The organism is Candidatus Pelagibacter sp. HIMB1506, assembly GCF_052047935.1.
Taxonomy (GTDB): Bacteria; Pseudomonadota; Alphaproteobacteria; order Pelagibacterales; family Pelagibacteraceae; genus Pelagibacter.
In genome coordinates, this window is record NZ_JBNAIS010000001.1 from 241,475 (window position 1) to 265,283 (window position 23,809).

The window sequence follows — 23,809 nt, forward strand, 5'->3', positions numbered from 1 at the left end:
ATTTTATTTATTAAAGTGCTTTTTTAATTTTTGCAGCGGCGTCACTTGAAACCCACTTAGACCAAACACTCTCTTGTGTTTTTAGGAATTCAATTGCAGCGTCAGCACCTTCTGCTTGGTTTTCACCCATCCAAACCAACATACCGTTCATCACTGGACCAGGATAAGTTCTTTTTTTGAAATAATCCATACCAGAACTTCCAGCTGTGTTTTTGAAGTTATCTGTTACAATAGTGAAAACTTCTGATTTAACCCATGAAGTTTTTTTAGGGTCAGCACATTCTTGCTCTGGTAAAACTATACAGTTGTCCCAGTTATCTTTACCACCCCATTCACCCATGTCTACAGCTCTCATATCATATTTTCCGATTAAAGCTGTTGGTGACCAATAGTAACCAAACCAATTTTCTCCTCTTTCAGCAGCTTTAGCAATTGAACCATCAAGTCCTGCAGCAGAACCAGTTTCAACAATTGCCCAACCTTTTTCTTCCATGCCCCAAGCTCTAAAATGATTTCTGTTACTTAATTCACAGTTCCATCCAGGAGGGCAAATGTGGAAACCACCTTTTGAAGGATCTTCTGGATGAGGGAATAGATCAGGTCTTTCTAAAATTGCAGCGGCAGTTGTTAGCTCAGGATGCTTTTCTAGAGTAGCAGGTAATACCCACCAACCTTCACCTAAACCAGTGATTGGAGCTTTGTTGATTGAATGCATTTTGCCTTCATCAACAGCTTTGTTCAAAGCAACTATTGCAGCGTTAGCCCAAAATTCTGGAGCAACATCTGGCTCACCTTTTTCTTGCATAGACGTAAAAGTAGGCATTGTTGCACCTGGCACCAATTCTACAGAACATCCATAACCTTCTTCTAATATAATTTTATCAACTTCAGCCATAAAGTTTGCTGAGGCCCAGTTCATATTAGCGATAGTTATATTTCCACAAGCAGCATTAGCTACACTTCCAAAAGAAGTAAGACCAAAAACAACGACTAGGGAAAGAAGTATTCTTTTAATTTTCATTATATCTCCCAATATTTGATTCATTTAAAAATCAAGTTGAACATATTGAGAGAAATATTGCAAATTAAATTCAATTATGAGTTGAAGTCAAATTGTCTTTAACTATGCAATAAATTTAGTTATGGTTTTAACATGAAATTTTCTGCAAATTTTTTTTTCAAAGAGTTTGTTTATATTTTAAATTGCAAAACAGTTTTTCAGCAAATCATTATTAGAGAGTCGTAATTTTTAAACCCTAAATTAATTTTTTAATTAATTAATTAAAGGAGGTTTATGAATTTAAATAAAAAATTATCAGACATCTTAGATCCTAAAAAAATAGAAGTTGTTAAAAATCCTATAGAGAAAGCTCATGGGTTACCTAATGAGTGTTATTTGAGTCATGATTATTTAGAATTTGAAAAAGAAAAAGTATTTAAAAATAATTGGACTATGGTTGGTGTTGCAAGCTCTGTTCCAAATCCTGGTGACGCAAAGCCTTTTAATCTTTTAGATATTCCAATATTGATAGTCAGAAACAAAGAGAATGAAATAAAAGTTTTTCACAATGTTTGTAGTCACAGAGGTTTCAAATTAGTTGACCAAGAATGTAAATTAAAAAATGTAATAAGATGTCCTTATCATTCCTGGTCATATGATTTTAATGGCAAATTAACTGTTACTCCTCATATAGGTGGGTTAGGAAAACATGATGTAGGAGGATTTGATAAAAATAATAGCAACCTAAAAGAAATAAAATCAAAAGTTTGGATGGATTTAATCTTCATAAATATTAATTCTAATGCAAAACCATTTGAAGAATTTATTAAACCTTTAGAAGATAGATGGTCTAAATTTATTTCTAAAAAAGATCAGCAATTAATAAGACATGCTTCTGACAATGGTTACTTTAATATGAAAGTAAAAAGTAATTGGAAATTTGCTATTGAGAATTATTGTGAAAGCTATCATTTGCCATGGATACATCCAGAATTAAATAGAGTTTCAAATATTGCAGATCATTATCATATTGAAGATGAAAATTTTAATTTTTCTGGACAAGGAAGTGATAAATATTCACAACAGTTTGATGGAAATATAAAATTTAAATGTTTTCCAAATTGGCCGGCAGAACTTTCTGAAAAGTCAGAATATGTATCATTATATCCAAATGTAATGCTAGGAATTCATATTGACCATTTTTATGCGTTTTGGTTAGAACCAATTTCAAATAATCAGACAAAAGAGCATTTTGAATTATATTATATTGGAGACGAAAGTGCTTCGAGCGACGAGTTTAAAGGGATAAGAGAAAAAAATTTTGCATTTTGGCGAGAAGTTATGAACGAAGATGTTACTGCAATAGAAGGAATGCAAAAAGGGCGAAGTTCACCGGCTTACAATGGTGGAAATTTTTCGCCTGTAATGGATACGCCTACTTTGATGTTTCACAAATGGGTTGCAGCAAATTTAACAAAATGAAAGGATAAATTATGAAAAAAGATTTAATTACAAGGTTAAATGAGGGTCCTATCATGTGTGCAGAAGGATACCTTTTTGCAATGGAAAGAAGAGGTTATCTTTCAGCAGGTCCATTTGTTCCTGAGGTTGTGTTGGAGCATCCTGAAGTAGTAAATCAATTACACAGAGAGTTTATCAGAGCTGGTTCAGATGTAGTTCAGGCATTTACTTATTATGGTCATAGAGAAAAACTAAGAATAATTGGTAAAGAACATTTGTTAGAAACAATGCAAAAAGGCGCTCTTAAAATTGCAAAAGACGCTGCAGCTGAATTTAAAGATTTAGATTTGATGGTTTGTGGAGATGTTGCAAACACAAACGTATTTGATCCTGGTGATCCTAATACCCACAAACAATGTCAACAAATGTATGAAGAACAAGTTGCTTGGGCAAAAGAGGCTGGAGTTGATTTTGTTATTGCCGAAACAATTAGTTGGACTGATGAAATGAAAATTGCATTAAAAGCAATCAAAGACGCTGGGCTGATTGCAGTTTGTAATTTTGCAATTCCTAGAGGCGATAAAACGAGAGAAGGACATAGTGCTGAAGATGCATGTAAGATGATGGAAGATCTAGGCGCCGATGTAGTTGGTCTAAATTGTTATAGAGGACCAGAGATGACAATGAAACTTTTAAAAAAAGTTAGAGACAAAGTTTCTTGTCACGTATCAGGGCTTCCAGTTCCATACAGAACTACTGAGAAAGAACCTGGTTTTTTAAATATTACCGATCATGGTTGTGATTGTATTCCTGGTGGGAATGCATTTCCCGTAGCTTTAGATAATTTATTTTGTAACAGATTTGAAATGGCAGAATTTGCAAAAGAGTGTGTTGAAAATAAAATAAATTTTATTGGGATTTGTTGTGGTGCCGAAGCTCATCATGTTAGAGAAATGTCTGTTGCAATTGGTAAAAAACCAATTTCAATGAAATACATGCCAGATATGAGTAAACATTTTCATCATGGTACTGATAAATCTTTAAAAAAAGTAAATAAGGAAATTAAATATTAATGGAAAAACATGCCAAAGTTGTAATCATAGGTGGTGGCGTAGTTGGATGTTCTATTCTTTACCATTTATCAAAATTTGGATTAAAAGATTGTATTTTACTTGAAAGAAATGAACTAACTTCAGGTTCTTCATGGCATGCTGCCGGAAATGTTCATGTAATTTCTTCTGACCCAAACATCTCTCGGATGATGGCTTACACAATTGGTTTATATAAAGAGATTGAAAAAGAGTCTGGTCATTCAACAGGATTTAAACCTAGTGGAGGTTTTTATTTAGCTTCAAATGAAGTGTGGGCTGATTATTTAAAGAGAGAAAGATCAAAAGCAAGATACATGGGACTAGACCAAGAATTTATTTCTTTAGAAGAAGTAAAAAAGAAACATCCTTTAATTGATCCTTCAAGATATCTTCTAGCTTTATGGGATCCTATTGATGGTGAAGTTGATCCATCAGGTGTTACTTATGCTTTTGCAAAAGCTGCAAAAGTTCATGGTGGAAAATATTACACTCATACAGTTGTTAAAGACACGAAACAAAAAGAAGATGGAACCTGGGATGTCTTTACTGAAAAAGGAAACATTAATGCTGAAATAGTAATTAATGCGGGTGGTTTGTGGGCAAGAGAAGTTGGCCAATTAGCAGGATTAAATCTTCCAGTTCAACCAATGGAGCATCATTATTTGATTACAGAACCTATTCCAGAAATTGAAGCAATGGGTGACCAAAGATTGCCTATCGGAACAGATTTTGAGGGAAATATTTATTTTAGACAAGAAGGAAAAGGAATGTTGCTTGGAACTTATGAACCAAAATCTACTCCCTGGAAAGTACAAGGGACACCAATGAATTTTGGTCATGAATTATTGGAACCGAAATTAGATAATATTGAAGATCGATTAGCAATTGGGTTTGAGAGAATGCCAGCATTAGAGCGAGCAGGAATAAAAAATATAGTTAATGGACCATTTACTTTTGGTCCAGATGGAAGTCCATTGATTGGTCCAGTGCCTGGAATGAAAAATTATTGGGTTGCAGTTGGTGTGATGGCTGGATTTTGCCAAGGGGGTGGTGTTGGAAAATGTATTGCTGAATGGATTATTGATGGTGAACCTTCTATTGATGTTTGGGCAATGGATGTTGCAAGATTTGGAGATTATGCATCTCCTCAATATGGAACAATAAAATCTTCAGAAAATTATGAAAGAAGATTTATCATGACATTTCCTAATGAAACTTTACCAAAAGGAAGAAAACAAAAAACAACAGCACTTTATGATCGTTTTGTTAATCAAGGAGCTGTGATGGGAGATAGTTTTGGTTTAGAAAATGTTTTGTGGTTTGCAAATAATAAAGAAGATGCTCACGAAGAACCAACGATAAAAAGATCAAGATCGCATGATTATGTTTCAAAGGAAGTTATTAATGTAAGAGAGAATGTTGGCTTGATAGAAGTTGCAAATTTTTCGAAACATGAATTCAAAGGACCAGATGCTAGAAAATTTTTAGATCATATTATGGCTGGAAGACTTCCTAAACCTGGAAGAATATCTTTATCACCAATGTTATCTTATAGAGGAAAATTGTGTGGAGATTTAACTGTAGCTTGTTTGGATGAAAATGAATTCATGGTATTTGGATCTGGTGCTGCTCAAGAAATGCATAGACGTTGGTTTGAGAGTCATTTAGATAGATTTAATTTAAGTTATTCTAATAGATCTGATGAGTATCATGGTTTATCTATTGCAGGACCTAATTCAAGAAAGGTTTTAGAAAAAATTGTAAGAGACGATGTTTCAAATGAAAAATTTAAATTTAGAGACTCAAGAAGAATGTTTGTTGGAGGAGTTCCTGCATTAGTAAATAGAATTTCATTTACTGGAGAGCTTGGTTACGAAATATATGTAGCACCTCATTATCAATTAAAATTATACGAAGAACTAATGGAAGCTGGAAAAGAATTTAATATTAAATCCTTTGGTGGAAGAGCATTAATGTCTATGAGGCTTGAGAAAAATTGGGGAGCATGGACATTAGATTATAGACCAGATTTTACTGCTAAAGAAACAGGATTAGATGCTTTTATCAATTGGGATAAAGAATTTATAGGTAAAGAGAGTGCACTAAAGGAAAACTCCTCACATAAACTTACACCTTTAATTGTTGAAACCAATGATATTGATGTAACAAATAATGAAGCTGTTATGAATGGAGATCAAAGTATAGGTTATGTTACTTCAGGTGGTTTTGCTCATTTTGTAAATAAGAGTGTTGCTTTTACTTTTGTTGATCAGGATAAAATTAAATCCGAAAATAAAGTTCAAGTAGAGATAAATGGAGATTTATTTAATTGCTCAATTATTAAAGAACCACTTTATGATCCAAGTGGTCAAAAAATGAGAAGTTAATGTCTGATCAGGATAAAGACGTATCTAAAAATTTAAACATTTATAAATTAGACAAAACAGAAGACGTGATGAGTTATTACGCAGATTGGGCTGAAAATAACAAATATAATAAAGATATGATTGATTGGAACTATACAGGTCCAAAAGAAACAGTTGCAGCATTTAAAAAACATCAGCAAAATAAAGATGCATTAATACTCGATGCAGGTTGTGGTACAGGGCTAGTTGCGCAAGAATTAGAGAAATTTGGGTTTAATAATTTTCATGGAATAGATTTATCGCAAGATCTTTTAAATTCAGTTCCAAAAAATCTTTACAAAAAATTAAGTAAATTAGATTTAAATAAAGAAATTCCTGAAGCAGATAATACTTATGATAGTGTGTTATGCGTTGGAACCTTCACATTTGGTCATGTCAAAAATAATGCTTTAGATGAGTTTTTAAGAATCACTAAGTCAGGTGGTTATATAGGTTTCACTATAAATGAGGGTATTTTTAAGAAATATAGTTTTGATACTAAAATAGATCAATTTAAACAGAACAAATTGTGGGAAGAAAAAGATTTCTTCAAATCAGATTACATTGCTAGTAAAAATGTAAATGCATGGTTAGGAATTTATAAAGTTACAAAATGAGATTTAGTAGAAAAATAGCTCCAGAATTTAAACCAAAACAGAATTTTATTACCAAAAAAAGATTAAGAGAAGACGAAATAGATTTTGATAAACTAAGATCATATCGTTTAGATAGAGTCAGGAAAGAGTTAGAAAAAAATAATTTAGAAGCATGCTTTTTATTTGATCCAGTAAATGTTCGTTATGCATTAGACACAGTAAACATGAGTGTTTATAATATGCATAATTTAACTCGATACTGCTTTGTTCCAGTTAATGGCCCTGTAATTCTTTATGAATATTTTAATTGCGAAAAGTTATCTGAACATCTTCATCTCATAGATGAATTGAGACTAGCAATAACTTGGGATTATTTTAGTAACGGAGATCAATCTGAAGTACAATTAAAAAAATGGGTTAATGAAGTTAAAGATTTATCAAATTCATATTTTAAATCTAAAAAAATTGCTATTGATGTTTTAAATGGTCCCGCGGTTTCAGCGTTAAATAAAGAACAAATTCAAGTGGTTGATGCTAAATTAATTTTAGAACAAGCAAGAGTAATTAAATCATCTGAAGAAATTAAATGTATGAGATCAGCAATAGATGTTGCTGAAATAGGCATTGTTAAAATGAGAGAACAATTAAAACCAGGAATGACAGAAAATGAGTTATGGTCAATTCTTCATCAAACAAATATAGAAAATTATGGTGAATGGATTGAGTGTAGATTGTTAGCGTCAGGAGAAAGAACAAATCCTTGGATGCAAGAATGTGGAAACAAAGTCATTCAAGATGGTGAACTAGTTGCTTTTGACACAGACATGGTAGGACCTTATGGATACTGTGCAGATATTTCTAGAGCATTTGTAGTTAGTAATAAATTTAATGAGGAACAAAAAAAATTATATTCAATGGCTGTTGAACAAATAGATTACAATTCAAGACTAATTAAAGATGGTTTATCTTTTAAAGAATTCACAGATAAATCATGGGTTTTACCTGAAGATTACTACCCAAATAGATACTCTGTAATGGTACATGGAATAGGTCTTTGCGATGAGTGGCCTGCAATTAGATATCCAACAGATGGTGGTGAACGAAGTGGAATGTTTCAAAAAAATATGACTATAACAGTTGAAAGCTATATAGGTAAAGTAGGTGGTAAAGAAGGTGTCAAGCTTGAGCAACAATACTTAATTGGTGAAAATGGACTTGAATTAATGTCCCATCATCCGTTAGAAGATATTTAATGAAAATAATTTTAGTAATGGGATTACCTGGTGCAGGTAAAACAACTTTAGCAGATGAAATGGCGCCTCATTTAAATGCAAAAAGATTAAATGCTGATGAAGTTAGAAAAGCAGCTGATGATTGGGATTTTTCAGAGGAAGGTAGAGTAAGACAAGCTAAAAGAATGGCTGAATTTGCTCTAAAATTAAAAGCCGAGGGTCATTATGTAATTGCAGACTTTGTTGCTCCAACACCAGAGGCAAGAAGCTTGTTTCCAGCAGATTTTAGAATTTGGGTAGATACAATAAAAAAAGGTAGATTTGAAGATACTAACCAAATGTTTGTTAATCCAAAAAACTTTGACTACCATGTAACAACTCAGGATGCTAAGAAATGGGCACCGTTAATAATTGAGGAGATTAAAAAATGACATATCAATGGGATAATAAAAAACCTACAGCGCAAATGTTAGGAAGATGGCAACCCTTTCATGATGGGCACTATAAACTGTTTAAAGAAATAATTAAAAAAACAGAACAAGTTTGTATTCAAATAAGAGATGTACAAGGTGTTGATGACAATCCGTTTGATTTTGAAACTGTAAAAAAAAATATTGAAGAAAGATTAAATCCTGAGTTTGAAGGTCAATTTAAAATTATGTTGGTTCCTAATATTACAAATATTTGTTACGGAAGAGGTGTTGGATATAAAATTGAGGAAATAGTTTTAGATGAAGAAACTCAAAAAATTTCAGCTACTAAAATTAGAGCTCAAATGAGAGAAGAAGGTAAATTAAAATAACCTTTAATGAATGATAGATTAAACACTATTGTTGATTTAAAAAAATATCCTATTCACGATTTAAATTCTCCAATCATTAAAAATTTAATAAAAAAATGTAAGGAAGAATTAGACCAATATAGTTGTTCAACTATTCCAAATTTTATTTTACCTAAATCTTTAGAGATAATGAATACAGAATTGGAAAAACAACTTGATGAAGTTTATATGTCAAAAGAAAGTATCAATGCATATCTTTATGCTAAAGATGATCCAAGTTTACCTGCAAAACATCCAAAAAGAAATTTTATGGAAAGGTATAATGGATATTTAAATTCTGATTGCTTTCCAAAAAATTCAGAAATGAAATATCTTTATGAAACAGAAGAACTTTTAAAATTTGTTTCTGCATGTTTAGGTATTTCGCCTATTTATAGATGGGCAGACCCTTTGGCTTGTCATGCGTACAATGTTATGAAACCAGATGGAATTCTTCCTTGGCATTTTGATAGTTGTGAATTCACTCTAAGCTTGATGATACAGAAACCTGAAAAAGGAGGTGTTTTTGAATATTGTCCAAATATTAGAGCACCAGGAAACGAAAATTTTGATGAGGTAAAAAAAGTTTTAGAAGGAGATCGATCAAGAGTAAGGCAGCTTAAATTAGAGCCAGGAGATCTTCAAATTTTTAAAGGAAGATTTACTCTTCATAGAGTTACAAAAGTAGAAGGTCAAAAATCCAGATATATGTGTATTCCTGCTTATGTCTTAGATCCTTATAGAGTAAATACCCCAGAACACTCAAAAGCAATTTATGGTAAAGTTTTGCCAATTCATATAGAAAGAAATCAGGCTAGATCCGATGGATTAACTGATTAAATGATTAGTAATATTAAAATAAAGAGAATTAATTCTGAGATTTCATCAATAATAATTGATGAACCAAAAACATATAATTCTCTTTCATTTAAAAATCTTTCCGATTTATTAAAATCATTAAAAAAATTAGATGCTGATAAAAAAACTAAAGTAATAATCATAGAGGGCGCAGGAAAAGGATTTAGTGCTGGCCATAATCTAAAAGAAGTCAGAAGTCTAAAAAAAAAAGATAAATATCAAAAGTTATTTAATCTTTGCTCTAAGGTTATGTTGCAAATTGTTGAAGGAAAAAAACCAGTTATTGCAAAGATTCATGGGGCAGCTTTTGCAGCAGGCTGTCAGTTAGTTGCAAGTTGTGATCTCGCATATAGCACCAAAGACGCTTTATTCGCGACACCTGGTGTAAATATTGGATTGTTTTGCAGCACACCAATGGTGGCGGTTAGTAGAAAAATTAATCGTAAACCAATGATGGAGATGCTTTTAACAGGAGAACCTATCAAAGCAAATTATGCAAAAGAAATTGGTTTAATAAATGATCATTTTTCTAAATCAAAATTAAACGATGAAGTTTTAAAAGTAGCAAAAAAAATTGCATCTAAATCAAATTTGACCATTAAAATTGGAAAACAAGCTTTTTATAAACAATTAGAAATGCCTTTAAGAAAAGCTTATGCTTACACTAGCAAAATGATGACTGTTAATATGATGGCAATGGATGCCAAAGAAGGTATTTCGGCTTTTTTAGAAAAAAGAAAACCAAATTGGAAACATAAATAATAATGAAGAATAAAAAAAATATACTCATTATTTTATTTATTATTTTTGGAATGTACTTTGTGTTAAATTTTAAAGATCATAATTTTAAAAGAGCAGTGGATGCTTGTATTGCCGGAAGTCAAAAATTATCTGAGACTAAAATTACTGATTTGGAAGAAGCAAGAAAATTCTGCGAGGAACAAATTAAAAAAGAAAAGAAATAACAAAATGAGTGACATAAAGAGGATTTTAGAAAATTCTAAGTCTATAGCAATGATTGGTGTCAGTAATGATTTAAAAAAACCCTCAACTATTGTCATGAAATATATGCAAGAGTATGGTTATAAAGTTTATCCAGTTAATCCATCAGCTAAGGGTAAAAAAATTTTAGGTGAAGAAGTGTATGCTTCGATAACAGAGATTAAAGATCCTATAGACATTGTAGATGTTTTTAGACCTTCTAAAGAAGCCTTTGGCATAGCTGAAGATACTGTGAAAATTGGCGCTAAAGTATTATGGCTACAACTTGGAATAAGAGACGAAAATGCTAAGTCACTTGTAGAAAAAAATAATATAGAATACGTAGAAAACAAATGTACTAAAATGGAATATCAAAAATTTTTTTTAAAAGTCAGACAGGCTTTTCCTGTTTTGAGTAATTAATTTTATGAACATAGAAAATTTTACACCAATTCCTGCCTTTACTGGCGGATTGATAATTGGATTAGCAGTAGTGGTATTTTTTTTACTGAACGGTCGTTTAGTAGGAATAAGTGGTATCGCAAGTAATGCGTTAACAGAAAAAGAAAATAAATTTGATAATTTATTATTCTTATTGGGATTAATTATTGCACCATTTATTTATTCCTTATTTTCTAAAGGAGGAATTGACATTAGTATTTCTAATTCTTATGTCTTGATGATAGCAGCGGGTTTGTTGGTTGGAATCGGAACACGGATCAGTGGTGGCTGTACAAGTGGCCACGGTATAAGTGGTATTGGAAGATTTTCTTTAAGATCAATTATTGCAACAATTACATTTATGATTGTTGGAATATTAACTGTATTTATTAAAAATTTATTATGAACAAATTAGCTTCCCTTATTTCAGGTATAATATTTGGTATTGGTTTAGTGATATCTGAAATGGTTAATCCAGCAAAAGTATTAGGCTTTTTAGATTTATTTGGAAATTGGGATCCTTCTCTTGCATTTGTCATGATGGGAGCTTTGGCTGTTTCATCTCCTTTGTTTCATATAATTAAGAAAAAAGAAAAACCACTACTTGCAGAGAAATTTAATTATTCAAATAACAAAACAATTAATAATCAATTAATATTAGGTTCAGCATTATTTGGTGCTGGATGGGGCTTAGGAGGGTTATGTCCTGGTCCAGCGATAACATCTGTTGCTTTATTGAATATTTACTCAATAACTTTTGTTGTTTCAATGTTTGTAGGATTTTACTTAGTTAAATCATTCAATTTAAGCTCCTCAAGATAAATTTATAATTTTTCTTAATTGTTTATAATGAGTAGAAATAATTTTTATGAATAAAGTTTTAAAATTTTTAGACAGTACTTTTTTAGATTTAGGTCGACAATTTAAATGGACTTATTTGCCTCCTTTGATGGTTTATGTTGCGGCTGGTATTTCTGGATTAACTGGAATAGTTGGAACTTTTTTTGTTAAAGATTACTTAAATTTATCTGCAGCTTTTTTAGCTGGACTTGGGTTCTGGGCTGGAATTCCATGGGCATTAAAAATGCCTTTAGGACATTTGGTAGATCTTATATGGAATAGAAAAAATTATATGGTTTACTTTGGCGCTTCTTTAATCGCTTTAAGTTTGCTGATTATGTATGGACTTATAATTCATACAGAAGACATGTCTGAAATTTTCACAGTTGAGACTTGGTTTGTGATTAGCGTAATTTTAGCACCTGTTGGTTATGTAATTCAAGATGTTGTTGCTGATGCTATGACTGTTGAAGCTGTCCCATTAACTGATGAGAGTGGAAATGATTACAGTAAAGATCAAGTTAAAATTATGCATACAACAATGCAAACTCTTGGTCGTTTTGCAATTATTGGAGGCACTGTTTTAGTTGCGTTGGTGAATGTAATTTTATTTAGAGATGTAGATAGCTTAGATCAGTCTGCTAAAATTTCTCTATACGGTAAAATTTATTTATATGCGTTAGTTATTCCAGTTGTTTCAATCTTAGGGGTATTTTTAGCAAAATATTTAAGGAATAAGAAAATTCAAAATTTAAAATCTAAAGGACTTGAATTTAAAGAAGAAAGAGGAACTGAGAAAACAAAAATTAATTGGTGGATCCTTGGAGGAAGCTTAATTTTTGTTATTTTCACTTTATCTATCGGATCGTTCAAAGTTCCTTTTGCACAAGAAATTGTTTTCATTGGTTCAGTTATCATAATTTTATTTTTGATGTTTAAGCTCATCAAAGAGTTGCCAGAAAATTTAAGGTTAACAATTGTTGGTACTGCAGTAATTATATTTATATTTAGAGCAATGCCAGGTCCTGGTCCTGGTCTAACGTGGTTTGAAATTGATGAACTTGGTTTTAATGAACAATTTTTTTCAATTTTGTCTTTACTGGCATCAATTTTAACATTGGCTGGAATTGTTTTATTGAGACCTTTTATGGCCAATAACTCAATTGCAAAAATTATTGTTGTATTAAGTATAGCTGGTGCAATTTTATTTTTACCAAGTGTTGGAATGTATTATGGATTTCATAATTGGACCGCTTCAATAACAGGTGGTGTAGTTGATGCTAAATTTATAGCGATACTAAATACAGCTTTAGAGTCTCCATTAGGTCAGGTATCAATGATACCTTTATTAGCTTGGATTGCTAAAAATGCCCCTTCACATCTTAAAGCAACTTTTTTTGCAGTTTTTGCTTCTTTTACAAATTTAGCTCTTTCAGCAAGTGCTTTAGGGACAAAATATTTAAATCAAATTTTTACAGTTACTAGAGAAGTAAAAGATAAAGTTTCAGGAGAAATTCAAACTACTGCTGATTATTCAGAGCTTGGGATATTGTTAATTGTTGTAACTTTACTTACACTTATTTTGCCTATTTTATTTGTCTATATAATTAACAATAGTAAGTACAAAACCTCAGAATAAACAATAATTTTATAGTTTTTTTGGTTTTTTTTGTTAATTAAAAATTATGAAAAAAATTTTCCTAGTTTACGGTCATTATAATGAAAATTCATTTAACGCAGCAATTAAAAATGAATTTATCAAACACTCTGAATTAAAAGGTAACAAAGTAGACGTTGTAGATTTATACAAAGAAAAATTTGATCCTGTATTTGCTGGAGAAGACCCAAGTGCTGAAGTCTTAGATCATCGTAAGAGAATAGAAGAGTGTGATACAATTGTATTAGTTGCGCCAATATGGAATTTTAGAATGCCAGCAATTGTTGAAGGATGGATTGATAAAGTGTTGGCACCGCCATGGGCATTTAGATTTAAGCAACTAGTTGGAAACTATGGTTATCCAATTGGTAATTTAAGAAAAAAGAAAGCGGTAATTTTTTGCACATATGGTTCACCAAGACTAGCTATCACTACATTTTTTTTAAATTTACCGATTAGAAGACTCAAAAGAGGGGTATTTCATATGTGTGGCATATATAACATTACCTATCGAAGATATTTTGCAGTACCTTTTGTAAGCGACTCAAAAAGACAAGAGTTCTTAGAAGATGTTAGAAAAACTGCGAATAATATTTAGCACTTTATTAATTCTATTATTAACTACTGTTTATTCATATTCAGAGTTGATAAACCCAAGCAAAAATATTACTCCAAAAGAAGTTGTTGAAATTCAACTTAATGGTCTCAAACAAAATGATTTGGAATATAAAGATAGAGGGATAGAGCAAACCTGGACCTTTGCTCACCCGAATAATAAAAGAGTAACAGGTCCCCTAGATAATTTTAAGCGAATGATCAAAGGAGCCTCCTATAAAATGATGATTAATCATCTAAGCCACACTATTACAGAGCTTGGCAGTAGTGACAAATGGGCCCAATTTGAGGTCATTATTTTAGATAAGGACAAAATTTATCACAAGTTCAATTGGCAGGTTGAAAAATATACAGACGAAGGAGTTTTAAAAGATTGTTGGTTGACCACAATGGTCTCAAGTCCAATTCCACTCGGCAGCTCAATTTGATTATCCACAGATACATTTTTGTTTCGTTACTAATAAAAATTTAGTAGGAATCACGAAATGAAAACAAAAACTAAAGTCGTAGTAGTTGGTGGTGGAGTAGTTGGTGTCAGTGCTCTTTATCATTTAGCAAAAAAAGGTTGGTCTGATGTAGTCCTTGTTGAGAGAAAAGAATTAACCTCAGGTTCAACTTGGCATGCAGCAGGTTTATTGCCATTATTTAATATGAGTTACTCTGTAGGTCAGCTACACAAGTATGCAGTAAATCTTTATAAAACTTTAGAAGAAGAAACTGGAAAAAATGTTGGCTTTAGTGTTGTTTCAAATATTCGTTTGGCAAGTACAAAAGATAGAATGGATGAGTACCATCAGTATGCAGGTGTAGCTCGAACAATTGGAGTAGATGTAAAATTTTTAACTCCACAACAAGTAAAAGAAATTTGGCCTCTATGTCATACAGATGATTTAGTTGGAGCAATTCAACACCCAGAAGATGGATACATCCAACCAGCAGATTTAACACAAGCTTTAGCTACCGGTGCAAGAAATAGGGGAGCAGAAATTTATAGAAACACAACTGTTCTATCAATGAGACAAACAAAAGATGGATGGATTGTTGAAACAGATAAAGGATCAATAGAGTGTGAACATGTAATTTCTTGTTCTGGAAATTTTGCAAGACAAACTGGTGAAATGGTTGGATTAGATATCCCAGTTATTCCTGTTGAACATCAATATATCGTGACTGAACCTCATCCTTTAATTCAACAAAGAAAAAAAGACGGTTTACCAGAAATGGGAGTTTTAAGAGATAGCGATAGTAGATGGTATATGAGAGAGGAAGCGGGTGGATTAATTTTAGGACCTTATGAAGATGGTGCACCAGCATGTTATGTAGAAGGACCATCAAAGAATTCTGAATACGAATTATTTCAAGAAGATTTAGATAGATTAGCCCCACATATTGAAGGAGCAATACATAGAGTTCCGGCTTTTGGAGAAGTTGGAGTAAAGAAAGTTTATAATGGAGCAATTTGTTATACACCTGATGGAAATCCAATTGTTGGACCTGCTTGGGGATTAAAAAATTTTTGGATTAATGAAGGTCACAGTTTCGGAATAACTGCAGCAGGTGGTGCTGGTTGGCAACTTGCTGAATGGATTGTAGATGGTGAGCCAACAATTGATATGTTGGGTGTTGAGCCAAGACGATATGGAAACTATGCAACAAAATCTTATTTGAAGGCTAAAAATGAAGAAGCTTATAGTCATGTATTTATAGTTCACTATCCAGACGAAGAAAGACCTGCAGCAAGACCCTTAAGAACAGCTCCATGTTACGAAAGAATGAAAAATTTAGGAGCAGTTTTTGGACAAAAATTTGGATGGGAAAGACCTAACTTTTTTGCAACAGATGGAATGGAACAAAAGGATGATTGGTCGTTTAGAAGATCAAAATGGTTTGATGCAATTAAAAAGGAATGTCAAAACGTAAAAGAAAATGTTGGTCTTTTAGATATGACTGCTTTTGCAAAATGCAGAATAAGAGGACCTAAAGCAGAGGAATTTTTAGATTATTTAGTTGCAAACAAACTTCCAAAAAAAATTGGAAGAATAAATCTATGCCACGCATTAAATACCAAAGGTGGTGTGCATTCAGAATTTACAATTATGAAAGAAGCTGAAAATAGTTATTACTTAGTATCAGCTGGAGCAAATTTAAGATTAGATCATGATTGGATTCAAAAATGGATGCCAGATGATGGATCTGTAATTTTTGAAGATTTAACAAATAGTACAGGTGTATTGGTAGTTGCTGGCCCTAAAGCAAGACAACTAATGCAAAAAGTTTCAACAGATGATTTTTCTAATGAAAACTTTAAATGGCTTACAGCAAAAAATGTAAATGTAGGATATGCACCAGTTAATGCCATGAGAGTAAATTTTGTTGGTGAACTTGGATGGGAACTTCATCATCCAATCGAGTATCAAAATCATATTTTTGATAAATTAATGGAAGCTGGTAAAGATTTAGGAATTAAACCATTCGGTATCAGAGCAATGAATAGTTTAAGAGTTGAAAAATCTTACAAACTAGTAGGAACAGAATTATCAATTGAATATTCTCCATACGAATCTGGACTAGATAGATTTATTCACCCAAATAAAGGAAACTTTATTGGTTTAGAGGCACTTAATAAATGGAGAGAAAAAGGTTTTGATAACAAATTAGTAACTTTAGAAGTTCACAATACTAAAGATGCAGATGTTCTAGGAAATAATCCTATATTTAAAGACGGTAAAGTCGTTGGAAGAGCAACGGGTGGTGAGTTTGGATTTAGATTAGATAAATCAATTGCTCTTGCAATGGTAAAACCTCATTGTTCTAATGTGGGCGACAAATTACAAGTTGATATATTGGGTGAAATGTATGACGCTACCGTTTTAGATGAAAGTCCATACGATTCAGAAAATAATTTGTTGAGAGCTTAATGAAAATCTTAGTAGCAGTAAAAAGAGTTATTGATTATAACGTTCAAATCAGAGTCAAAGAGGATGGCACTGGTGTAGTTACAGACAATGTAAAAATGTCAACCAATCCACCAGATGATAATGCAATCGAAGAGGCAGTAAAAATTAAAGAAGCAGGAAAGGCAACTGAAGTGGTTGCAATAACTGTAGGTGAAGAAAAAGCTCAAGAAACTGTTAGAAAGGCTTTAGCAGTTGGAGCAGATAGAGGAATTCATGTTAAAGCAGATGGAATACTAGAACCTTTAGCTGTTTCAAAAATTTTACAAAAGATTGTTGAAAAAGAAAATCCAGATTTAGTTTTTATGGGAAAACAAGCAATTGATGATGATTGTAATCAAACAGGTCAAATGTTGAGTGCATTATTAAATTGGCCACAAGCAACTTTTGCATCAAAGATTGATGTAAAAGATAATAAGCTAGAAGTTACTAGAGAAATAGATGAGGGACTTGAAACAATTGAAATAAATGTTCCTGCTATTGTAACTTGCGATTTAAGATTAAATGAACCAAGATACGCTTCTCTTCCAAACATTATGAAGGCAAAGAAAAAACCAATTGAAGAAATTTCTGCATTTGATCTAGGTATTGATACTTCTCCAAGAGTAGAACAAATTAAAGTAGAAGAGCCACCAAAAAGAAAAGCGGGCATTAAAGTGGCTAATGTAGCAGAATTAGTTCAAAAACTAAAAAATGAGGCAAAGGTAATATAATGGCAGTTTTACTTATAGCAGAGCATAATAATAAAGAGTTAAGACCATTTACATTAAATGCGGCTACAGCCGCTTCACAAATTGATAGCGAAGTTCATGCTGTGATAATTGGAAATGATAGCGCAGAGGCATCAAAACAATTATCAGAACTTCCAGTAATTAAAAAAGTATTAAGTGTTGAAGCACCACACTATGAAAATTTCACTGCAGAAAATTTTGCTCCAGTTGTGGTTAAGTTAGCAGAAAATTATTCTCATATCATTTGTTCAGCAAATACATTTGGTAAAAATTTAATGCCAAGAATTGCAGCTCATCTTGATACCTCACAAGTTAGTGACATTATAAAAGTAATATCATCTGATACTTTTGTTAGGCCAATTTATGCTGGAAATGCTTTTGCAACAGTTAAAAGTAATGATGCAAAAAAATGTGTAACTATTAGACCAACTTCATTTGAACCTTGTGAAAGCTCAGGAGGCTCAGCACCAATTGAGAAAATTGATGCTGGTGAAGAATTTTCAAATACAAAATTTGTAAAAAGAGAAGAAATTAAATCTGATAGACCTGAACTTGGTACAGCTAGAATTGTTGTATCAGGTGGAAGAGGAATGCAAAGTGGAGATAACTTTAAATTAATTACTGAAATTGCTGATAAGCTTGGAGCAGCCATTGGAGCATCAAGAGCTGCAGTTGATGCAGGTTATATAAGCAATGATCATCAAGTTGGGCAAACCGGAAAAGTTGTTGTGCCAGATTTATACATAGCTGTTGGAATATCAGGAGCAATTCAGCATTTAGCGGGTATGAAAGAAAGTAAAGTTATAGTTGCAATTAATAAAGATGGTGAGGCCCCAATTTTTAGCGTTGCTGATTATGGTCTTGAAGCAGATCTCTTTGAAGCTTTGCCTCAGTTCATGGAAGAGCTGAACAAATTAAACACTATACAAAAATAATCCTTACAGTTAAAAATTAGATTATGTCTAGAGAATCTATGGAATATGATGTTGTAATCATTGGTGGTGGCCCATCAGGATTAGCGACTGCAATTAAATTAAAACAATTAGATTCAAATTTGAATGTTTGTTTGCTTGAAAAAGCTTCAGAAATAGGAGCTCATATTTTGAGTGGGAATGTTTTTGAAACAAGAGCTCTAGATGAGTTATTACCTAATTGGAGAGAACTTAACTCACCAATTAAAACAAAAGTAACAAAAGAAAAATTTTTATTTTTAGGAAAAACAAAATCTTTAAGTTGGCCAACTTGGCTTTTGCCAGCAGTTCAACAAAATCATAAAAATTATATTATTAGTTTAGCTAACTTATGTAGATGGTTAGCTGAACAAGCAGAAGCTTTGGGTGTAGAAATTTTTCCAGGTTTCCCAGCAAGTGAAATTTTATATAACGATGACGGGTCTGTTAAAGGAGTAGCTACCCAAGATATGGGTATAGATAAAGAGGGTAACAAAAAAGATAGTTTTGAACCAGGCATTGAGCTTTTAGGAAAAGTAACAGTATTTGCTGAAGGTTGCAGAGGTCATCTAGGAAAACAATTAATTCAAAAATTTGAACTGAGTAAAGGAAAAGATCCCCAGCAATATGGAATTGGTTTTAAGGAAATTTGGGAAATAGAAGAAAAAAATCATGAAGAAGGACTAGTAATGCATACAGCTGGATGGCCACTTGATAACAATACTTACGGTGGAAGCTTTATGTATCACGCTGAAAATAAACAAGTGTTTTTAGGCTATGTAATAGGATTGGATTACAAAAATCCGCATTTATCTCCATATGATGAGTTTCAAAGGTTTAAAACTCACCCAGCAATTAAAAAAATAATAGAGGGAGGAAAAAGAATTTCATATGGCGCAAGAGCATTAATCGAGGGAGGATTTCAAAGTTTACCAAAAATGTTTATGCCAGGTGCTTTACTAGTAGGATGTGATGCTGGTACATTAAATATGCCTAAAATAAAAGGCTCTCATACCGCAATGAAAAGTGGAATGATAGCAGCTGAAACTATTAACGAACACTTAAAAGAAAATAAGGATTTATCTATTTATGAAGATAAATTTAAAAAAAGTTGGTTATATAAAGAATTATTTGAGGCCCGAAATGTAAAACCTAGTTTTAGTTGGGGATTAATTTTGGGGATTATCTTTACAGGTATTGATCAAATTTTGTTTAGAGGAAAACTTCCTTTCACTCTTAAACATAAACATGCAGACCATGAAACATTAAAACCTGCTAGTCAAATGCCCAAAATAAATTATCCAAAATATGACAATGTTATAACTTTTGACAAAACTAGTTCAGTTTATCTTACAGGAACTAACCATGCTGATAATCAACCTGTCCACTTACAACTTAAAGATCCTGATTTACCAATTAAATACACTTTAGAAAAATTCGATGAACCTGCACAAAGATATTGTCCTGCTGGAGTATACGAAGTGCAGAAAGAAAATGATGTTAATAAGTTTGTAATTAATTCGCAAAATTGTATTCACTGTAAAACTTGCGATATTAAAGAGCCTTCACAAAACATAACTTGGGTGACACCAGAAGGTGGCGGTGGACCAAGATATGGAAATATGTAAATTAGGACAAATCTATCGCAAACTTTTTTAAAGTTTCAATAGGTACATATTTAAGAGTGTTTTCGTGGGTTCTTTTCAGAAATATTGGACATCCTTTACCAGCTTCAATTGCTCTTGCATACCAACTAGCACACAGACACCATCCATCTCCATCTTTTAAACCTGGAAACCCAAATTCAGGATGTGGAGTAATTAAATCATTACCTGCTTCTTTCATCCACTCTAAGCATTCGGTAGTAACTTTAGCACAAACTGTATGAAGTCCATGATCATTCTCGTCAGTGTTACAACAACCATCACGAAACCAACCTGTTAATGGATCATTGGAGCATTCTTCCAGATCTTCGCCTAGAACATTTTTTTGTTTTTCACTCATTAAATTTTAGTAGGATTTGGTTGTCCCTTATAAACTTCTTCAGGATCAAATTTTTTTTCTTTTTCTAGAAATTCCATTTCTACTTTACGTCCATTATCAATTGGTCCCATAGGAATAGATCTATAAAAGCATGATCTGTATCCAACATGGCAACTAGCGCCTTCACCTATATCAACTGTTAACCAAATTGAGTCCTGATCATCATCAATTCTGATCTCAGTCACTTTTTGAGTGAACCCACTTGTTTTACCTTTGTGCCAGATTGCTTTTCTAGATCTACTAAAGTAGTGAGCTTCTTTAGTTTCAATTGTTTTTTTTAATGCTTCAACATTCATATAGCCGTGCATTAAAATATCTTTGGTTTTTGAACACATTGTAATGACAGGTATTAAGCCATCATTATCAAATTTTGGTGAAAGAAGATTTCCTTCCTCGATATCGTAGATATTTTCTCTTTTTTTGAACATAGAATGTGATTATGTAGCACATATCTAGATATAATAAATATTTTAAAATTAGGTAATTACTGTATAAAAAGGCGCTATGAAATTAGTAAAAGACACTGACAACAAGTTAAATGAAAATAAGCAAGTTTCAGACAAAGATGCTGAAGAAGCTTTTAAAACAATTTTAACATGGATGGGTGAAGACCCAAATAGAGAAGGTTTATTAGAAACTCCAAAAAGAGTTGTTAAAGCATTTAAAGAATATTTTAAAGGTTACAAAGAAGATCCAGATAAAATTTTGGATAAAACTTTTGGTGATGTAGAGGGATATGATGACATGGTTGTTCAAAAAAATATTTCTGTTCAAAGTCATTGCGAACATCACATGGCACCAATTATTGGAAAAGCTCATCTTGCTTATATTCCGAAAGAAAGAGTTGTAGGCTTAAGTAAACTCGCAAGAGTAGTTGAAGTATTTTCTAAAAGACTTCAAACTCAAGAAAGACTTACAATGCAAATTGCAAATACTTTAATGGAATCATTAGATGCAAAAGGTGTTGCAGTAACAATTGATTCAACTCATCAGTGTATGACTATGAGAGGAATTAAAAAAGAACAAGCAACTACGGTAACAAATTATTATTTAGGTCAATTTAAAGAAGATTTAAGTTTTCAAAATAGATATTTACGATTTATTAGCACTACGCTAAAAGATTAAAGTGTCTGATCAATTCAAAGCAATAGTTCTTAATCAAGAAGGAGAAAATTTTTCTAGAGAAGTAAAATCTTTAGATAGAAAATTTTTAAAACATGGGGATGTAACTGTTCAGGTAGAATATTCAGATTTAAATTTTAAAGATGGAATGATTCTAAAGAATGGTGGAAGACTAGTAAAAGAGTATCCGCACATACCAGGAATAGATTTTTCAGGAAAAGTAATTGAAAGTGAAAATTCAAAATTTAAATCAGGCGATGAAGTAATATTAACTGGTTTTAGAGTTGGAGAAGTATTTTTTGGTGGTTATTCTCAGATAGCAAAAGTTAATGCAGACTTCCTAGTAAAAAAACCTGATAACTTAAGTAGCAAGCAGGCAATGATTTTAGGGACAGCAGGCTTAACTTCTTTAATGAGTGCTTTTGCAATTCAAGCAAGAGAAAGTATTTTGCTTGGAGAAAAAGTAAATGATGTTTTGGTAACAGGGGCAACAGGAGGCGTTGGCAGTGTTGCAATAATGGTTTTAACAAAATTAGGATACAATGTAACTGCTGTATCTGGAAAAGATAGTAAGTCAGATTATTTAAAATCTTTAGGTGCAAAAAACATTATAAATAGAGCTGAATTTGATAAAGACCCAAGACCAATAGATAAAGGTTTATGGGACGGAGTGGTAGATACTGTTGGAGGAAAAATTTTAGCAAACGCAATTGCACAAACAAAGCCTAATGGAATTATAGCTGTATGTGGAAATGCAAATAGTAATGAGCTTAACACCAATTTGCTTCCTTTTATGTTACGAGGTATTAAGGTTTGGGGAATGGATTCTGCAAATTGCAGTATAAAAAGAAGAGAATTTATGTGGGGTGAAGCTTCAAAATTAATTGATTTTGAATTGCTTGAAAAATCAGTTTTAACAGTAGGTTTAGAAGAGCTAATTGAAACTTATCCTAAAATATTAAAAGGAGAAATTTCTGGAAGAGTATTAGTGGATGTAAATAAATAATGGATTGGGATAAATTAAAAATTTTTCATGCAGTCGCAGAAGCTGGAAGTTTTACAAATGCTACTGTAAATTTAAACCTTAGCCAATCTGCAATCAGTAGACAGATACAGTCCCTAGAACAAGATTTGAAAGTACAACTCTTTGAAAGACATGCAAGAGGATTAACTCTTACAGAAAACGGTGAGTATGTTTTTAAAACTGCACATGAAGTAATAAGTAAGTTGAAAGAAGTTGAAACATCTTTAGGTGATCAGAAGAATAAGCCAACAGGAAAATTAACCATAACAACAGTAAGAAGTTTTGGTACTCACTGGTTAACGCCTAGAATTCAAGAATTTATGAGACTTAATCCAGAGATTGAGATTGAATTAGTCTTTGATGATAAAGAATTAGATTTAAGTACAAGACAGGCTGATATTGGAATTTTTATGAGAAGACCAAAACAGCTTAATTATATTCAAAAAAAGCTAGTCGATATCAAATACTATATTTATGGATCAAATAAGTACTTAGAAAAAAATGGAATGCCAAAGACAATAAACGATTTAAATAAACATAAATTTATTTCATTTGGAAAAGGTGCACCTTCTCCAGTTTATAATCCAGATTGGGCACTAAAAATTGGAATGCATGATGGTAAAAAAAGAAAATCAATCATGAAGGTAAATAGTGTAATGGGGCTCTTGTTAGCTGTAGAATCTGGGGTAGGATTGGCTGCACTTCCTGAATATTTAGTAATAAATTCTAATAACGTAATTAAAGTACTTCCGAAAGTAGAAGGGCCTATAACAGAAGCGCACTTTGTTTACCCTCAGTCATTAAAAAATACTGCTAGAGTTCAAGCATTTAGAAATTTCTTATTTAGTAAAATCGGCGACTGGAAATAAAAATTCCCTATATTAAGCAATATAAAAAAAAATATTGATATATGCGTCAATATATGCGATTGATAATCATTCGCATTGCGAATAATTCTCATTCTCAAAAAAACTAGGGTAAAGAAAAG

The 23,809-nt window shown here is 32.1% G+C and carries 26 protein-coding genes; 23 read left to right on the top strand and 3 right to left on the bottom strand.

Annotated features, from left to right (window positions below; all coding sequences use genetic code 11):
* Positions 1-10: 10 nt before the first annotated feature.
* On the bottom strand, positions 11-1,021 hold the full coding sequence (locus tag ACTTA8_RS01220; protein WP_440653891.1) for a glycine betaine ABC transporter substrate-binding protein: 1,011 nt from the start codon (positions 1,019-1,021) through the stop codon (positions 11-13).
* A gap of 273 nt (positions 1,022-1,294) precedes the next feature.
* On the opposite strand from ACTTA8_RS01220, the gene ACTTA8_RS01225 reads away from it, so the two are divergent.
* From ACTTA8_RS01225 to ACTTA8_RS01320, 20 genes are read left to right on the top strand one after another with little or no spacing between them, the layout of a single operon-like run.
* Positions 1,295-2,482, top strand: a complete 1,188-nt coding sequence (locus ACTTA8_RS01225; protein ID WP_440653893.1) for an aromatic ring-hydroxylating oxygenase subunit alpha — start codon at positions 1,295-1,297, stop codon at positions 2,480-2,482.
* Between the two features lie 11 nt (positions 2,483-2,493).
* Positions 2,494-3,534 carry a homocysteine S-methyltransferase family protein gene (locus tag ACTTA8_RS01230; protein ID WP_440653894.1) on the top strand — a complete coding sequence of 347 codons (1,041 nt, stop codon included), beginning with the start codon at positions 2,494-2,496 and terminating at the stop codon, positions 3,532-3,534.
* A complete protein-coding gene (locus ACTTA8_RS01235) occupies positions 3,534-5,939 on the top strand; it encodes a GcvT family protein (RefSeq protein WP_440653895.1) in 2,406 nt (801 codons plus the stop codon). The genes ACTTA8_RS01230 and ACTTA8_RS01235 overlap by 1 nt, the downstream gene beginning before the upstream one ends.
* Positions 5,939-6,574, top strand: coding sequence for a class I SAM-dependent DNA methyltransferase (locus tag ACTTA8_RS01240; RefSeq protein ID WP_440653897.1), 636 nt, complete (start codon positions 5,939-5,941; stop codon positions 6,572-6,574). The genes ACTTA8_RS01235 and ACTTA8_RS01240 overlap by 1 nt, the downstream gene beginning before the upstream one ends.
* On the top strand, positions 6,571-7,806 hold the full coding sequence (locus tag ACTTA8_RS01245; protein WP_440653898.1) for a M24 family metallopeptidase: 1,236 nt from the start codon (positions 6,571-6,573) through the stop codon (positions 7,804-7,806). The genes ACTTA8_RS01240 and ACTTA8_RS01245 overlap by 4 nt, the downstream gene beginning before the upstream one ends.
* Positions 7,806-8,216, top strand: coding sequence for an AAA family ATPase (locus tag ACTTA8_RS01250; protein WP_075506149.1), 411 nt, complete (start codon positions 7,806-7,808; stop codon positions 8,214-8,216). The genes ACTTA8_RS01245 and ACTTA8_RS01250 overlap by 1 nt, the downstream gene beginning before the upstream one ends.
* The gene (locus tag ACTTA8_RS01255; RefSeq protein ID WP_440653899.1) at positions 8,213-8,587 is read left to right on the top strand and encodes a cytidyltransferase; all 375 of its coding nucleotides are present in this window, start codon (positions 8,213-8,215) and stop codon (positions 8,585-8,587) included. Before ACTTA8_RS01250 ends, ACTTA8_RS01255 begins: the two co-directional genes overlap by 4 nt.
* Before the next feature lie 6 nt (positions 8,588-8,593).
* Positions 8,594-9,445, top strand: a complete 852-nt coding sequence (locus tag ACTTA8_RS01260) for a HalD/BesD family halogenase (RefSeq protein WP_440653900.1) — start codon at positions 8,594-8,596, stop codon at positions 9,443-9,445.
* Positions 9,446-10,225 carry an enoyl-CoA hydratase gene (locus ACTTA8_RS01265; RefSeq protein WP_440653902.1) on the top strand — a complete coding sequence of 260 codons (780 nt, stop codon included), beginning with the start codon at positions 9,446-9,448 and terminating at the stop codon, positions 10,223-10,225.
* A gap of 2 nt (positions 10,226-10,227) precedes the next feature.
* Positions 10,228-10,428, top strand: a complete 201-nt coding sequence (locus ACTTA8_RS01270; protein ID WP_440653903.1) for a hypothetical protein — start codon at positions 10,228-10,230, stop codon at positions 10,426-10,428.
* Between the two features lie 4 nt (positions 10,429-10,432).
* Positions 10,433-10,867, top strand: a complete 435-nt coding sequence (locus tag ACTTA8_RS01275; protein WP_440618200.1) for a CoA-binding protein — start codon at positions 10,433-10,435, stop codon at positions 10,865-10,867.
* 4 nt (positions 10,868-10,871) lie between these two features.
* Positions 10,872-11,291 (top strand): YeeE/YedE family protein, encoded by a 420-nt coding sequence (locus ACTTA8_RS01280; RefSeq protein ID WP_440653904.1) that lies wholly within the window; start codon positions 10,872-10,874, stop codon positions 11,289-11,291.
* Positions 11,288-11,707 carry a DUF6691 family protein gene (locus tag ACTTA8_RS01285; protein WP_440653906.1) on the top strand — a complete coding sequence of 140 codons (420 nt, stop codon included), beginning with the start codon at positions 11,288-11,290 and terminating at the stop codon, positions 11,705-11,707. Before ACTTA8_RS01280 ends, ACTTA8_RS01285 begins: the two co-directional genes overlap by 4 nt.
* A gap of 46 nt (positions 11,708-11,753) precedes the next feature.
* Positions 11,754-13,364, top strand: a complete 1,611-nt coding sequence (locus ACTTA8_RS01290; RefSeq protein ID WP_440633577.1) for a hypothetical protein — start codon at positions 11,754-11,756, stop codon at positions 13,362-13,364.
* Between the two features lie 46 nt (positions 13,365-13,410).
* Positions 13,411-13,980, top strand: coding sequence for an NAD(P)H-dependent oxidoreductase (locus tag ACTTA8_RS01295; protein ID WP_440633576.1), 570 nt, complete (start codon positions 13,411-13,413; stop codon positions 13,978-13,980).
* Positions 13,952-14,425, top strand: a complete 474-nt coding sequence (locus ACTTA8_RS01300) for a hypothetical protein (protein WP_440653907.1) — start codon at positions 13,952-13,954, stop codon at positions 14,423-14,425. The genes ACTTA8_RS01295 and ACTTA8_RS01300 overlap by 29 nt, the downstream gene beginning before the upstream one ends.
* Before the next feature lie 57 nt (positions 14,426-14,482).
* Positions 14,483-16,915: a GcvT family protein gene (locus tag ACTTA8_RS01305; protein WP_440653909.1), complete on the top strand. Its 2,433-nt coding sequence runs from the start codon at positions 14,483-14,485 to the stop codon at positions 16,913-16,915.
* Complete coding sequence (locus ACTTA8_RS01310) at positions 16,915-17,664, top strand: electron transfer flavoprotein subunit beta/FixA family protein (RefSeq protein WP_440653911.1); 750 nt, start codon at positions 16,915-16,917, stop codon at positions 17,662-17,664. The genes ACTTA8_RS01305 and ACTTA8_RS01310 overlap by 1 nt, the downstream gene beginning before the upstream one ends.
* Entirely contained in the window at positions 17,664-18,617 is a 954-nt protein-coding gene (locus tag ACTTA8_RS01315) for an electron transfer flavoprotein subunit alpha/FixB family protein (RefSeq protein ID WP_440653913.1), read from the top strand. The genes ACTTA8_RS01310 and ACTTA8_RS01315 overlap by 1 nt, the downstream gene beginning before the upstream one ends.
* Before the next feature lie 23 nt (positions 18,618-18,640).
* Entirely contained in the window at positions 18,641-20,260 is a 1,620-nt protein-coding gene (locus ACTTA8_RS01320) for an electron transfer flavoprotein-ubiquinone oxidoreductase (protein ID WP_440653915.1), read from the top strand.
* Position 20,261: 1 nt separating this feature from the next.
* Here the strand turns inward: ACTTA8_RS01320 and ACTTA8_RS01325 are convergent, their stop codons facing one another.
* Together ACTTA8_RS01325 and hisI are read right to left on the bottom strand one after the other, a co-directional pair.
* Positions 20,262-20,636, bottom strand: a complete 375-nt coding sequence (locus ACTTA8_RS01325; protein ID WP_440653916.1) for a DUF2237 family protein — start codon at positions 20,634-20,636, stop codon at positions 20,262-20,264.
* On the bottom strand, positions 20,636-21,103 hold the full coding sequence (hisI, locus tag ACTTA8_RS01330) for a phosphoribosyl-AMP cyclohydrolase (protein WP_440653917.1): 468 nt from the start codon (positions 21,101-21,103) through the stop codon (positions 20,636-20,638). The genes ACTTA8_RS01325 and hisI overlap by 1 nt, the downstream gene beginning before the upstream one ends.
* Positions 21,104-21,179: 76 nt before the next feature.
* On the opposite strand from hisI, the gene folE reads away from it, so the two are divergent.
* Genes folE through ACTTA8_RS01345 form a run of 3 tightly spaced genes read left to right on the top strand, consistent with a single transcriptional unit; the run spans position 21,180 to position 23,690 of the window.
* A complete protein-coding gene (gene folE / locus ACTTA8_RS01335) occupies positions 21,180-21,800 on the top strand; it encodes a GTP cyclohydrolase I FolE (protein ID WP_440653918.1) in 621 nt (206 codons plus the stop codon).
* Between the two features lies 1 nt (position 21,801).
* A complete protein-coding gene (locus ACTTA8_RS01340; RefSeq protein WP_440653919.1) occupies positions 21,802-22,803 on the top strand; it encodes an MDR family oxidoreductase in 1,002 nt (333 codons plus the stop codon).
* Entirely contained in the window at positions 22,803-23,690 is an 888-nt protein-coding gene (locus ACTTA8_RS01345; RefSeq protein ID WP_440614153.1) for a LysR family transcriptional regulator, read from the top strand. Before ACTTA8_RS01340 ends, ACTTA8_RS01345 begins: the two co-directional genes overlap by 1 nt.
* Positions 23,691-23,809: the final 119 nt, after the last annotated feature.